The organism is Pseudomonas sp. S60, from assembly GCF_016647865.1.
Classification (GTDB): Bacteria; Pseudomonadota; Gammaproteobacteria; order Pseudomonadales; family Pseudomonadaceae; genus Aquipseudomonas; species Aquipseudomonas parafulva.
On record NZ_JACVVH010000024.1, the window covers coordinates 41,612 to 55,250 of the forward strand.

Annotated in this window: 14 protein-coding genes; 13 read left to right on the plus strand and 1 reads right to left on the minus strand. The window is 67.1% G+C overall.

Going from position 1 to position 13,639, the window contains the following annotated elements:
• The first annotated feature begins 5 nt into the window (after positions 1 to 5).
• From IAE33_RS13905 to IAE33_RS13960, 12 genes are all read left to right on the plus strand, one after another.
• Positions 6 to 797 carry an enoyl-CoA hydratase/isomerase family protein gene (locus IAE33_RS13905; protein WP_064301370.1) on the plus strand — a complete coding sequence of 264 codons (792 nt, stop codon included), beginning with the start codon at positions 6 to 8 and terminating at the stop codon, positions 795 to 797.
• Positions 798 to 801: 4 nt separating this feature from the next.
• Positions 802 to 1,653: an SDR family oxidoreductase gene (locus IAE33_RS13910; protein WP_201163915.1), complete on the plus strand. Its 852-nt coding sequence runs from the start codon at positions 802 to 804 to the stop codon at positions 1,651 to 1,653.
• Positions 1,653 to 2,798: a CaiB/BaiF CoA transferase family protein gene (locus IAE33_RS13915; protein WP_201163956.1), complete on the plus strand. Its 1,146-nt coding sequence runs from the start codon at positions 1,653 to 1,655 to the stop codon at positions 2,796 to 2,798. Before IAE33_RS13910 ends, IAE33_RS13915 begins: the two co-directional genes overlap by 1 nt.
• 10 nt (positions 2,799 to 2,808) lie before the next feature.
• Positions 2,809 to 4,005 (plus strand): acyl-CoA dehydrogenase family protein, encoded by a 1,197-nt coding sequence (locus IAE33_RS13920; protein WP_064301368.1) that lies wholly within the window; start codon positions 2,809 to 2,811, stop codon positions 4,003 to 4,005.
• A gap of 2 nt (positions 4,006 to 4,007) precedes the next feature.
• Positions 4,008 to 5,162, plus strand: a complete 1,155-nt coding sequence (locus IAE33_RS13925) for an acyl-CoA dehydrogenase family protein (RefSeq protein WP_201163916.1) — start codon at positions 4,008 to 4,010, stop codon at positions 5,160 to 5,162.
• A 17-nt stretch (positions 5,163 to 5,179) separates the two neighbouring features.
• A complete protein-coding gene (locus IAE33_RS13930) occupies positions 5,180 to 6,343 on the plus strand; it encodes an acyl-CoA dehydrogenase family protein (protein ID WP_064301366.1) in 1,164 nt (387 codons plus the stop codon).
• A 13-nt stretch (positions 6,344 to 6,356) separates the two neighbouring features.
• Positions 6,357 to 7,169 carry an enoyl-CoA hydratase gene (locus IAE33_RS13935; protein WP_201163917.1) on the plus strand — a complete coding sequence of 271 codons (813 nt, stop codon included), beginning with the start codon at positions 6,357 to 6,359 and terminating at the stop codon, positions 7,167 to 7,169.
• Positions 7,170 to 7,228: 59 nt separating this feature from the next.
• Positions 7,229 to 8,146: an SDR family NAD(P)-dependent oxidoreductase gene (locus tag IAE33_RS13940; protein ID WP_201163918.1), complete on the plus strand. Its 918-nt coding sequence runs from the start codon at positions 7,229 to 7,231 to the stop codon at positions 8,144 to 8,146.
• 72 nt (positions 8,147 to 8,218) lie between these two features.
• Positions 8,219 to 9,088, plus strand: coding sequence for a MaoC/PaaZ C-terminal domain-containing protein (locus IAE33_RS13945; protein WP_201163919.1), 870 nt, complete (start codon positions 8,219 to 8,221; stop codon positions 9,086 to 9,088).
• 10 nt (positions 9,089 to 9,098) lie between these two features.
• A complete protein-coding gene (locus IAE33_RS13950; RefSeq protein WP_201163920.1) occupies positions 9,099 to 10,295 on the plus strand; it encodes an acyl-CoA dehydrogenase family protein in 1,197 nt (398 codons plus the stop codon).
• Between the two features lie 39 nt (positions 10,296 to 10,334).
• Positions 10,335 to 11,468 (plus strand): acyl-CoA dehydrogenase family protein, encoded by a 1,134-nt coding sequence (locus tag IAE33_RS13955; protein WP_201163921.1) that lies wholly within the window; start codon positions 10,335 to 10,337, stop codon positions 11,466 to 11,468.
• The gene (locus IAE33_RS13960) at positions 11,465 to 12,349 is read left to right on the plus strand and encodes an alpha/beta fold hydrolase (RefSeq protein WP_201163922.1); all 885 of its coding nucleotides are present in this window, start codon (positions 11,465 to 11,467) and stop codon (positions 12,347 to 12,349) included. The genes IAE33_RS13955 and IAE33_RS13960 overlap by 4 nt, the downstream gene beginning before the upstream one ends.
• A gap of 64 nt (positions 12,350 to 12,413) precedes the next feature.
• On the opposite strand, the gene IAE33_RS13965 is transcribed toward IAE33_RS13960, so the two are convergent.
• Entirely contained in the window at positions 12,414 to 12,578 is a 165-nt protein-coding gene (locus tag IAE33_RS13965; RefSeq protein WP_201163923.1) for a hypothetical protein, read from the minus strand.
• 310 nt (positions 12,579 to 12,888) lie between these two features.
• Here IAE33_RS13965 and IAE33_RS13970 point away from each other — a divergent pair, with 310 nt between their 5' ends.
• On the plus strand, positions 12,889 to 13,638 hold the full coding sequence (locus IAE33_RS13970) for an electron transfer flavoprotein subunit beta/FixA family protein (RefSeq protein WP_201163924.1): 750 nt from the start codon (positions 12,889 to 12,891) through the stop codon (positions 13,636 to 13,638).
• Position 13,639 lies beyond the last annotated feature (1 nt).

Sequence of the window (13,639 nt, forward strand, 5' to 3'; positions counted from 1 at the left end):
CTGAAATGAGCGAACACACCGATATCGTCCAGGTCGAGCGCCAGGGCGAGGTGGCCATCGTCACCCTGAACTACCCGGAACGCCGCAACGCCTTCTCGATGAAGATGCGCCTGGCACTGCTGGACACCTTCCAGCACCTGTTGCACGAGGATGCCGACAGCCGGGCCATCGTGCTGACCGGCGCCGGCGGACACTTCTGCGCCGGTGGCGACCTGTCCGAGATGACCGAGGTGTCACCGTCCCTGCTCGCCATGCGCGAGCGCATCGCCGTGGGCACCCGCCTGTTCCGCCTGCTGTACACCGGCGACAAGCCGATCGTCGCGGCGGTCGAGGGCAACTGCATGGGCGCCGGCATTTCCCTGGCGGCGGCCTGCGACCTGGCCGTCGGCAGCGAGGCGGCGAAGCTTTCCTGCGCCTTCGTCAAGGTCGGCCTGCTGCCCGACACCGGGCTGCTGTGGACCCTGGCGCAGAAGGTCGGCGCCGGCAAGGCCCGCGAACTGATGCTCGCTGGCACCGCGTTCGATGGCGTCGAGGCCGGGCGCATCGGCCTGTTCAACCAGGTGGTGGCCCCGGGCCAGGCGCTGCCGGCCGCCATCGAGCGGGCCGCGCGACTGGCGCGGCTGCCGCCGGTCACCCTGGCCCTGCTCAAGGCATCGCTGGTGCAGGGCGGCAACAGCATCGACGCCGCCTGGCGACGCGAGGTCGATCTCAACCCGCTGACCCGGCAGACCCAGGACCACCAGGAGGCCGTCGCGGCCTTCATGGAAAAACGCAAACCGACTTTCAGCGGAAATTGAATCCATGTTCGAGCGCAATCTTCTGGCAGGCAAAAAGATCCTCATCACCGGTGGCGGCACCGGCCTTGGCAAAAGCATCGGCAAGCGTTACCTGGAACTGGGGGCCGAGCTGGTCATCGCCGGTCGCCGCAAGGACGTGCTCGAGGCCACGGCCGCGGAGTTCCGCGACGCCCTCCCTGGCGCGAAGGTCGCCACCGTGCAGGCCGACGTGCGCGATGCCGAGTCCGTCGAGGCGATGATGGAAGAGATCTGGCGCAGCGGTCCCCTGGACGTGTTGCTGTGCAACGCCGCGGCGAACTTCATCTCGCGCACCGAAACCCTCTCGCCGCGGGCGGTGGACGCGGTACTCGATATCGTCCTGCACGGCAGCTTCTATTGCACCATCGCCGCCGGCAAGCGCTGGATCGCCGAGGGGCGTCCGGGCAACGTGATCAGCACCGTGTCCACCCCGACCATGACCGGTTCGGCCTTCACCGCGCCCAGCGCCGCGGCCAAGGCCGGGGTGCTGGCCATGACCCGCAGCCTGGCGGTGGAGTGGGGGCCCAAGGGCATCCGCCTGAACTGCGTCGCCCCCGGCCTGTTCCCCACCCCCGGGGCCTGGGAGCAACTGTACCCGGCGGGCTCGCAGGTCGAGCCACAGGAAAAGGGCGTGCCGCTGCGCCGCTTCGGCGATCACCAGGAACTGGCCAACCTGTACAGCTACCTGGCCAGCGACGGCTCCGGCTACATCACCGGTGACATGGTGGTTATCGACGGCGGCCGCTGGATGCAGGGCGTCGGCGGGCCGACCTTCCGCGCCATGCAGGACTGGAACGACGAGCAGTGGCAGGCCATGCGCGGCGAGGGCCGCAAGTAATGGCCGGCCCGTTGAGCGGCATCAAGGTGGTCGAGCTGGCGGGAATCGGCCCCGGGCCGATGTGCGCCATGCTCCTGGCCGACCTCGGCGCAACGGTGATCCGCGTCGACCGCAAGGCGCCGGTGAAGCTGGGGATCGAACGTCCGCTGCAATACAACACCCTGCTGCGCAATCGCTACGCCATCGCGGTCGACCTGAAGGACCCGGCCGGCGTCGAGACCGTGCTGCAACTGGTCGAGCAGGCCGACGCGCTGATCGAAGGCTTCCGGCCCGGGGTCACCGAGCGCCTCGGCCTGGGCCCGGACGACTGCCTGGCGCGCAACCCGCGCCTGGTCTACGGGCGCATGACCGGCTGGGGGCAGGACGGCCCGCTGGCGCAATACGCCGGCCATGACCTGAACTACCTGGCGCTGACCGGCATCCTCGATGCCATCGGCCGCGAGGGCCAGCCGCCGAGCATCCCCCTGAACCTGCTGGGCGACTACGCCGGCGGCTCGCTGTACCTGGCCCTCGGCCTGCTGGCCGGGATTCTCGAAGCCAAGGGCTCCGGGCAGGGCCAGGTGGTCGACGCGGCCATCGTCGACGGCTCGGCGCACCTGGCGACCACCTTCTTCGGCATGCTCGCCGCGGGCATCTGGAAGGAAGGGCGGGGCACCAACATCACCGACAGCGGTTCGCCGTTCTATGACTGCTACGAATGCAGCGATGGCAACTACCTGAGCATCGGCCCCATCGAGAGCAAGTTCTACGCGCAACTGCTGCAGCTCATCGACCTCGACCCGGCGCTGCTCGGCGAGCAGATGGACCGCTCGGCCTGGGCCGGCGCCAAGGAACGGATCGCCGAGCGTTTCCGCAGTCGCACCCGTGACGAATGGGCGGCGCTGCTCGAATCGAGCGATGCCTGCGCCGCCGGCGTGCTGAGTTTCACCGAGGCACCGCAGCACCCGCACCTGCGTGCCCGCGGCACCTTCATCGAGGTCGACGGGGTCACCCAGCCGGCACCGGCGCCGCGTTTCTCGCGCAGCGTGCCGCCGACCCCGTTCGCCCCGCAACCGATCACCGCGCAGAACACCGATGCGGCCCTGGCCGCCTGGTTCGACCCCGCCCGGATCGCCGCCCTGCACAGCCAGGGCGTCATCGACTGAGGACAACACCATGGAATTGCGATTTACCCCCGAGGAACTGGCCTTTCGCGATGAGGTCCGGGCGTTCCTGAAACACGCGGTACCGCCTGCGATCCGGCGCAAGGTCGAGTTCGGCCAACGGCTGTCCAAGGAAGAAATGGTCGGCTGGGTGAAGATCCTGCATGCCAAGGGCTGGTCCTGCCCGGCCTGGGCGCCGGAGTGGGGCGGCCAGGCCTGGAGCGCCACCCAGCACTACATCTTCAAGGAAGAGCTGCACATGGCTCCGGCGCCCGAGCCGATCTCGTTCAACATGAACATGATCGGCCCGGTGCTGACCGCCTTCGGCACCCAGGCGCAGAAGGAGCACTTCCTGCCGCGGGTGGCCAACATGGACTACTGGTTCTGCCAGGGCTTCTCCGAGCCCGGCTCGGGTTCGGACCTGGCGTCGCTGCGCACCAGTGCCGTGCGCGATGGCGATCACTACGTGCTCAACGGCCAGAAGCTGTGGACGTCCACCGCCCACCATGCCGACTGGTGTTTCGTCCTGGCGCGCACCGATGCCAGCGCCAAGAAGCAGCAGGGCATCAGCTTCCTGCTGATGGACATGAAGACCCCGGGCATTTCCATCCGGCCGATCGTCACCCTCGATGGCCACCATGAAACCAACGAGATGTTCCTGGACAACGTGCGGGTCCCGGTGGCCAACCTGGTCGGCGAGGAAAACCGTGGCTGGGATGTCGCCAAGTTCCTGCTCGGCAGCGAGCGTGGCGGTATCGCCCGGGTCGGGCTGTCGAAGTTCCGCGTGCGCCGCGCCAAGCAACTGGCCGCCCAGGTGGTGGTGGGCGACGGCGTGCTGGCGGACGAGCCGCGCTTCCGTGAGCGCGTGGCCGCGCTGGAGGTCGAGCTCAAGGCGCTGGAAATGACCCAGATGCGCGTCATCGCCGACAGCGAGAAATACGGCCATGCCCCGGACCCGCGCAGCTCGATCCTGAAGATGAAGGGCTCGGAACTGCAACAGGTCGCTACCGAACTGCTGATGGAAGTGGCGGGCTACAACGCCCTGGAATACGACCACGGGTTCGTCATCGGCGAGCGTGAAGTGGAGGGCGAGGACGACTGGGCGCGGACCATCGCGCCCAACTACTACTGGGTGCGTCACGTCTCCATCGTCGGTGGATCGAACGAAATCCAGCACAACATCCTGGCCAAATCCCTGCTCGGACTCTAAGCATGAATTTCGATCTGAACGAAGAACAACGCTTGCTCAAGGACGCGGTCGATCGCCTGGTGGCCGACCGCTACAGCTTCGAACAGCGCACCCGCTACCTGGCCGAAGCCGAGGGCTGGAGCCGTGACCGCTGGCGCGATTACGCCGAGCTGGGCCTGCTCGGCCTGCCGTTCGCCGAAGCCGATGGCGGCTTCGACGGCGGCCCGGCCGACACCCTGACGGTGATGGAGGCGGCCGGTCGCGGCCTGCTGCTGGAGCCCTACCTGGCCACGGTGGTCCTGGCTGGCGGGCTGTTCGCCAGCGCGGCCAACGCGGCGCAACGCGCCGATGTGCTGCCGGCGCTGATCGCCGGCGAGCGCCTGCTGGCCTTCGCCCACAGCGAGGCCCAGGCTCGCTATGACCTGGCCGACGTGGCCACCTGTGCCCGTCGCGACGGCGACGACTGGGTGCTCGATGGCGCCAAGCGCTATGTGCTGCACGGCGACTGCGCCGACCAGTTGATCGTCTCGGCACGGGTTTCCGGTGGCCGTCGCGATGCCGAGGGCCTGGCCCTGTTCCTCGTCGATGCCCAGGCCGCCGGCGTCAGCCGTCGCGGCTACCAGACCCAGGACCGGCTACGCGCGGCGGACATCACCCTCGACGGCGTGCGGGTCGACGACGCCGCCTTGCTCGGTGTCGCCGGCCAGGCGCTGCCGCTGATCGAGAAGGCCGTCGACACGGCGCTGGCGGCCCTCTGCGCCGAGGCCGTCGGGGCCATGCAGCAGGCCTGCGACATGACCGTCGAGTACCTCAAGGTGCGCAAGCAGTTCGGTGTCGCCATCGGTTCCTTCCAGGCCCTGCAGCACCGTGCCGTGGACATGCTGGTGATGATCGAGCAGGCCCGCAGCATGGCCCTGTACGCCAGCATGATGGCCAGTGACGACGACGCCCGCGAGCGGCGCCGCGCCATTGCCGCGGCCAAGGTGCAGATCAACCGCTCGGCGCGCTTCGTCGCCCAGCAGGCGGTGCAACTGCACGGCGGCATCGGCGTGACCGAGGAATGCCAGGTGGGGCACTACATGCGCCGCCTGTCGATGATCGAAATCCTGTTCGGCGATGCCGACCACCATCTGGCCCAACTGGCCCGCGCTGGCGGCCTGATTGACGCCGACGCCTGACTGACGAGAGAGCCCGTATGAAGCATGACGCCAATGATCCGTACCGCGAACTGCGCGACTCCCTGCGCGACCTGTGCGCCGAGTACCCCGATGAGTACTGGCGCAAGATCGACCATGCGCGGGTCTACCCCGAGGCCTTCGTCGATGCGCTGACCAAGGCGGGCTGGATGGCTGCGCTGATCCCCGAGGAATATGGCGGGTCCGGCCTGGGCCTGGCCGAAGCCTCGGTGATCATGGAGGAGATCAACCGCAACGGCGGCAACTCCGGTTTCTGCCATGGGCAGATGTACAACATGAACACCCTGCTGCGTAACGGTTCCGCGGAGCAGAAGCGCAAGTACCTGCCGAAGATCGCCAGCGGCGAGCTGCGCCTGCAGTCCATGGCGGTGACCGAGCCCACCACCGGCACCGACACCACCAAGCTCAAGACCAACGCGGTGAAGAAGGGCGACCGCTACGTGGTCAACGGCCAGAAGGTATGGATCTCGCGGGTCCAGCATTCGGACATGATGATCCTGCTGGCGCGCACCACGCCGCTGGCCGATGTGAAGAAGAAGTCCGAGGGCCTCTCGTGCTTCCTGGTCGACCTGCACGACGCCATCGGCAAGGGCCTCGACGTGCGGCCGATCCCCAACATGGTCAACCACGAGACCAACGAGCTGTTCTTCGACAACCTGGAGATCCCCGAGGAAAACCTGATCGGCGAGGAGGGCAAGGGCTTCAAGTACATCCTCGACGGGCTGAACGCCGAGCGCACCCTGATCGCCGCCGAATGCATCGGCGACGGCTACTGGTTCGTCGACCGCGCCTCGCGCTACGCCAACGACCGCGTGGTGTTCGACCGGCCGATCGGCAAGAACCAGGGCATCCAGTTCCCGATCGCCGAGTCCTATATCGACCTGCGCGCCGCGGACCTGATGCGCTATCGCGCCTGCGAACTGTTCGACGCGCACCAGGCCTGCGGGGCCGAGGCCAACATGGCCAAGCACCTGGCCGCCACCGCCTCGTGGAAGGCCGCCAACGCCTGCCTGCAGACCCACGGCGGCTTCGGTTTCGCCTGCGAATACGACGTCGAGCGCAAGTTCCGTGAAACCCGCCTGTACCAGGTGGCGCCGATCTCCACCAACCTGATCCTGTCCTACGTGGCCGAGCACATCCTCGGCCTGCCGCGGTCGTTCTGAGCGAGGTAACGGGATGAACTACGAGAGCATTCTCTATCAGGTGGAAGACCGTATCGCCACCATCACCATCAACCGGCCCGACCAGCTCAACAGCTGGAACGACCAGGTGGCCACCGAGGTGTACCACGCCATGCAGGTCGCCGGCGCCGACAAGGGCGTGCGGGTGATCGTCTTCACCGGTGCCGGCAAGGCGTTCTGCGCCGGCGGAGACATCAACAGCTTCGGCGGCGACCCGAACCAGCTGATGACCAAGCTGCCGCGCCCGTTCGACATGCGCAAGCGGCCCGACTGGCAGACCCGCTGCTCCTACTACCCGGCGATCCCCAAGCCGGTGATCGCCATGCTCAACGGCGCGACCGTGGGCATCGGGCTGATCCACGCGCTGTTCTGCGACATCCGCTTCGCTGCGGAAGACGCCACCATCACCACGGCCTTCGCCCGCCGCGGGTTGACCGCCGAATACGGCATGGCCTGGATCCTGGAACACCATGTCGGCCAGGCCAACGCCCTCGACCTGTTGCTCTCGGCGCGCAAGATCAAGGGTATCGAGGCCCAGCGCATGGGCCTGGTCAACCGCGCCATTCCTGCCGAGCAACTGGTCGAGCAGACCTATGCCTATGCCCGCGACCTGGCACAGAACTGCTCGCCGCGCTCGATGCGGATCATGAAGCAGCAACTCTGGGAGGTGCCGTTCCAGACCTGCCACGAAGCGGTGATGAGCGCCGGGCTGGACATGCCCATCGCCAACCAGGGGCCCGACTACAAGGAAGGCATCGCCAGCTTCATGGAAAAGCGCCCGGCGCAATTCCCCGACGACGACATCTGAGAACTGGACGCCGAGCGCGCCCAGGGCCGCTCGTCCACCGATAACAAGAGGAAAGCAAGATGAGTGCAATGGTTGAAGGCAAGGTAGTGGTGGTCACCGGCGCCGGTAACGGCATCGGCCGTGCGATCGCGCTGGCGATGGCCGCCGAAGGCGCGCGGGTGGTGGTCAACGACCTGGGCTCTTCGGTCCACGGCGATGGCCAGGATGCCGGCCCTGCGCAGCGCGTGGTCGACGAGATCAAGGCAGCCGGCGGTGAAGCCGTGGCCAGCACCGACAGCGTGGCCGGCTGGGACTCGGCCCACCGCATCGTGCAGACGGCCCTGGATACCTTTGGCCGCATCGACAGCGTGGTGAACAACGCCGGCATCCTGCGCGACCGCATGTTCCACAAGATGGACGAGCAGGAGTGGCTGGCGGTGCTGAACGTGCACCTCAACGGCTCGTTCTTCATGGCCCGCGCGGCCGCTCCGCATTTCCGCGCCCAAGGCTCGGGTTCGTACATCCACATGACCTCCAACACCGGCCTGGTGGGCAACGTCGGCCAGGTCAACTATGCCGCGGCCAAGCTCGGCATCGTCGGCATGTCCAAGGCCATCGCCCTGGACATGGCGGCGTTCGGCGTGCGCTCCAACTGCATTTCCCCGGCGGCCTGGAGCCGCATGATCGGTGCGGTACCGACCGACACCCCGGAGAAGAAACTTCAGGCCGAGCGCATGGAACGGATGATGCACCCGTCCAAGCAGGCACCGCTGGCGGTGTTCCTGGCGTCGGACCAGGCCAAGGACGTGTCCGGGCAGATCTTCTACGTGCGCTCCAACGAAATCATGCTGGTCAACCAGCCGCGGGTCATCCGCTCGGTGCACCGTGATAACGGCTGGACCCCCACCGAAGTCGCCGAACACGCTATCCCGGCGTTGCGTGCCAGCTTCCTGCCGCTGCACCAGACCCACGACGTGTACAGCTGGGAACCGGTCTGAGCCGCATTCCCCCGCCTGCCGGCCGGTGCGCCGGCAGGCCGACCCTACGCCACGACAGCGAGTGAACCCGGCATGTTGAATTACGAACGCGTCAAACACTGGCCCATCGAAGAGGTCACCCAGTCCTACAGCAAGCGCGACAGCATCCTCTATGCCCTGGGCCTGGGTGTGGGCGGTGATCCCATGGACCCCGCGCACCTGCGCTTCACCTTCGAGAAGGACCTGCAGGCCGTCCCGACCCTGGCCGCCGCGATCGCCTGGCCGAAACCGTGGATGACCAACCCGGACACCGGGGTCGACTACCTCAAGCTGGTCCATGGCGAACAGGACACGGAGTGGTTCCGGCCGATGCCGGCCGAGGCCACGGTGCGCAGCCAGACCCGGGTCAACCGCATCTGCGACAAGGGCGCCGGCAAGGGCGCCATCGTCGAACTGCTGCGCGACATCATCAACGTCGAGACCGGCGAGCGCATCGCCCAGACCCGGCAGGTCTCGTTCCTGCGCGGTGACGGTGGCTACAGCGCCGAAGCGGGCGTCAGCGACGCGCCGCCGCAAAGCCTGCCGGCGGTGCCGGAGCGTGCCCCGGACTTCGAGTACGAACTGTTCTCGCCGCCCCAGGCCGCGCTGATCTACCGCCTTTCCGGCGACAGCAACCCGTTGCACGCCGACCCCGAGGTCGCCAGTCGGGCGGGCTTCCCGCAGCCGATCCTGCACGGCCTGGCCACCTATGGCATGGCCGCCTTCGCCGCGGTCTGCCGCTGCGCCGATGGCGACGCCAGCCGGCTCAAGCGCCTGGCGGCGCGCTTCACCTCGCCGGTGTTCCCGGGGGAGACGCTGCGCTTCCAGTTCTGGAGCGGCGAAGAAGGGCGCATTCACCTGCGGGCCCGGGTCGACGCCCGGGACGTGACGGTTCTCAACAACGGTGTGGTCGAACTCGCCTGAGGAGCAGCCGATGGATTTTCGCGTCAGTAGCGAAGAAAAGGCCTTCCGCCAGGAGGTCCGCGATTTCGTCGCGCAGCACCTGCCGGCGGACATTCGCGAACGGGTGCTGGGCTTCCGCCACCTGGGTCGGGAAGACTACGTGCGCTGGCAGCGCATCCTGTTCCAGCGCGGTTGGGGCGCACCCGGCTGGCCGACGGCGTTCGGCGGCACCGGCTGGACCTCGGCGCAGCGCAATATCTTCGACGAGGAATGCTTCACCGCCGGGGCGCCGCGGCAGATGCCGTTCGGCCTGTCGATGGTCGCCCCGGTGCTGCAGAAATTCGGCAGCGCCGAGCAGCAGGCGCGCTTCCTGCCGCGCATCCTCGAGATGAGCGACTGGTGGTGCCAGGGCTACTCAGAGCCCGGCGCCGGCTCCGACCTGTCAGCCTTGCGCTGCCGGGCCGACCGGGATGGCGATGGTTACCGGGTCAACGGGCAGAAGATCTGGACCTCGTTCGCCCAATGGGCGAACTGGATCTTCTGCCTGGTCCGCACCCACAGCGACGGCCGGCAGCAGGAAGGCATTTCCTTCCTGCTGATCGACATGGCGACGCCCGGCATCCAGGTCCGCCCGATCAAGACCCTCGACGGCGGCCATGACGTCAACGAGGTGTTCTTCGACAACGTCTGGGTACCGCGGGAAAACCTGGTGGGCGAGGAGCACAAGGGCTGGTCGATCGCCAAGTACCTGCTCGGCCACGAACGCACCAACATCGCCGGGCTGGGCAACTGCAAGCGCTTCATGCGCCGGCTCAAGGAGATTGCCGCCAGCAGCCTGAAGCAGGGCCGGCCGTTGCTCGATGACGTGCGCTTTCGCGACAAGGTGGTCAGTGTCGAGATGGAACTGCTGGCCCACGAGTGGTCGCTGCTGCGCCTGATCGACCAGGAAGGCAAGGGCCAGGGCAGCGGCTTCGAGGCTTCGCTGCTGAAGATCCGCGGCTCGGAGATCCAGCAGCGCCTGACCGAACTGATCATGGAATGCGCCGGCCCCTACGCGGTGCCGTTCGCGGCGGGCGCGCTGGACGGCGACGCCGGTGTCGACAGCGCCAACGGCGAACTGCTCAACGCCCTGGCCCCGCACTACCTGGACTGGCGCAAGATCTCCATCTACGGCGGCGCCAACGAAGTGCAAAAGAACATCATCGCCAAGCAGGTGCTTGGCCTTTAATCGCTGCGCCATCCTGGCGCAGCCGTGGAGATCGATGCGATGGACTTCTCTCTCAACGACGAGCAGCAGATGCTCGCCGATCTGGTCGCGCGTTTCGTCGAGCGACAGTATGACTTCGAGGCGCGTCGCAAGCTGGCGGACACCTCGCAGGGCTGGTCCGCGCAGAACTGGGCGGCCCTGGCCGAAACCGGCCTGCTGGCGCTGGCCCTGAATGAAGAACACGGCGGCCTTGGCGCTGGCGCCGAGGCCACCCTGGTGGTGATGGAGGCGTTTGGTCGCGGCCTGGTGCTGGAGCCCTACCTGTCCAGCGCGCTGGTGGCGGCGCCGTTGCTCCAGCGCCTCGGCGACGCGGCGCTGAAGTCGCGGCTGCTGGACCAGGTGGCCAGTGGCGAATGTCGCCTGGGCCTGGCAGCCCTGGAACCGCAGGCGCGCTTCGACCTTCAGGACGTGGCCTGCCAGGCGCAGGCAAGCGGGACGGGCTTCTGCCTGAACGGGCGCAAGAGCGTCGTCGCCCATGGCGACTCGGCGCACTGGCTGATCGTCTCCGCACGCACCGCAGGAAACCCCCGCGATCGCCAGGGCATCAGCCTGTTCCTGGTCGACACCCAGGCCGAGGGCGTCAGCGTGCGCGGTTTCCCGGGGCTGGACGGGCAACGGGTGGCGGAAGTCGAGTTGCATGACGTTCGGCTGCCGGCCGAGGCGCTGCTGGGCACCCGGCACGAAGCCTTCGCCGACCTCGAATGGGCGGTGGACCGGGCCTGCTTTGCGTTGTGCGCCGAAGCGCTCGGCTGCATGGCGCGGCTGACCGAACTCACCGTCGACTACCTGCGCACCCGCAAGCAGTTCGGCAAGCCCATCGGCAGCTTCCAGGCGTTGCAGCACCGGGTCGCGGAGATGCTCGGCTATGTCGAGCAGGTGCGTTCCATCACCTGCTACGCCGCCGCTCACCTGGACGATCCGGATGCCGCCGTCCGCGCCCGCGCGGTGTCGGCGGCCAAGGCCCTGGTAGGCAAGGCCGGGCGTTTCATCGGCCAGCAGGCCGTGCAACTGCACGGCGGCATGGGCATGACCGACGAGCTGGCGGTGGGCTGGTACTTCAAGCGCCTCACGGCCATCGACATGTCCTGGGGCGACAGCGACCACCATGTCGAGCGCTACGGTGCCTTGATGTGAGCCCGCCCGAGACGGACGTGCCGGAGGATGTCCCGGGCTGGGCGCGGGACGCGCTGCGCGCCCGGCCGGCCTCCTGCTACGCGGACTCGGACAAGGTGCCGATCCACTACCTGGTCTGGAATCCCGACGACCGGCAGAAGCCGGGGCTGGTCTTCGTCCATGGCTTTCGTGGTCATGCGCACTGGTGGGACCACATCGCGCCCTTGTTCACCGCGGACTACCGGGTGTATGCCCTGGACCTGGGTGGAATGGGGCAGAGCGGCTGGCGCAAGGAATACACGCCGCTGCTCTATGCCCGCGACATCGCCGCGGTGGTCAGGCATGCCGGGCTCAAGTCGGCGGTGCTGGTCGGCCACAGCTTTGGCGGTTCGCGAGTGCTGCGAGCCTGTACGCTGATTCCCGAGTTGCTGCGCCTGGCAATTATCGTCGACAGCCCGTTGCGGCTGGGGGACGAGGTCAATGCACGCTCACCGGGGCGACGCTATGGGGAGAAGGTCTATCCGGACCGCGAAGCGGCGTTGCAACGCTTTCGCCTGATGCCTGAACAGCCTGCGCTGGAGTGGGTGCGCCGGCACATCGCCCAGACCTCGATCCGGCGGGTGGACGAGGGCTGGGCCTGGTGCTTCGACCCGGCGCTGCCGCCGCCGGAGATCGAAGCCGATGGTGCCGCGTTGCTGGCCCAGGTGCGGGTGCCGCTGCGGATGATCACCGGCGAGCTCAGTACGGTGGTCACCCCCGCGCGGCTGGGGCGCATGATCCAGCTCCTGCGCCTGTTGCCCACGGCGCGGCCGCCGGTGGTCATCCCGGGTGGCCATCATCACCTGATGGTCGACCAGCCCCTGGCGCTTGTTGCTGCCCTGCGGGCAATCCTCGCGGAATGAGCATGACCGGGCCTCCTTGCGGGGGCTCGGGCATTGCTGCACGCGTCGCGCAAATGCCAGGCGCTCAGTGCAATGAGGCGAAACTGACGGCGGGATGGGAGCAATTGTAGGGATTTACCTGGCAAGCGTGCAGTTGCGCACGTTTTTCCTCCAGGCGGACTTCAGTGACGACACCGGCGGTGGCCACCAGCGTGACGACGAAAAGCGACAGCATGAGCGTTCTTTTCATGGGGTACCTGCTTTCGAGCAGTGTTATTGGAAGGTTAGCGCTCCGGCCCGGCCGGATGCGTGGTCCGGAAGAGCCACTGGAGCGCTGAGCCGGATAGTGACACACCATCAATAGAGTTGAACAGCGTTTATAAATATAAATAGCACCGGTCATCGTTCATGCCAGTACGCGACGACGGATGGTGTAGTCGGCACGGTGATAAGAAGGTCAAGAAGGGAAAGGGCGGATCAGGCGTGCATCGCGCACGTTGACAATTAATTTGAACGAGGTTCAGAATAGTGAACGTCATTCAGATAATCGTGGAGCTGCAATGAAAGTTCTCGTCGCTGTCAAACGGGTCATCGACTACAACGCCAAGCCGCGAGTCAGGCCGGACGGTTCCGGCATCGATCTGACCAACCTGAAAATGTCGATGAATCCTTTCGACGAGATCGCCGTCGAGGAAGCCGTACGCCTCAAGGAAGCCGGGATCGCCAGCGAGGTCGTGGTGGTTTCCATCGGACCGGCGGCTGCCCAGGAAGTCCTGCGCACGGCACTGGCACTGGGCGGCGATCGCGCCATCCTGCTGCAGGACGACGCCGAAGTACAGCCCCTGGCCGTGGCCAAGGCCCTCACCGCGCTGTGCAAGCGCGAACAACCCGACCTGCTGATCCTCGGCAAGCAGGCAATCGACGACGATGCCTGCCAGACCGGACAAATGACCGCCGCCTTGCTCGACTGGCCCCAGGCGACCTTCGCCTCGCGGGTGGAAATCGCCGCAGGGCGTGCGCAGGTCACGCGGGAGATCGATGGCGGGCTGGAAACCCTCGACCTGGCACTGCCAGCCATCGTCACCACCGACCTGCGCCTGAACACGCCGCGCTATGCGTCGTTGCCCAACATCATGAAAGCCAAGAAAAAGCCCCTGGAGACTCTCACTGCTGCCGAGCTGGGCGTGGACCTGGCGCCGCGCCTGAAGACCCTCAAGGTGGTCGAGCCGCCCAAGCGTGGCGGTGGTGTGATCGTCGCCGACGTGGCGACCCTGGTGGACAAACTGCGTAATGAAGCGAAGGTGATCTGAG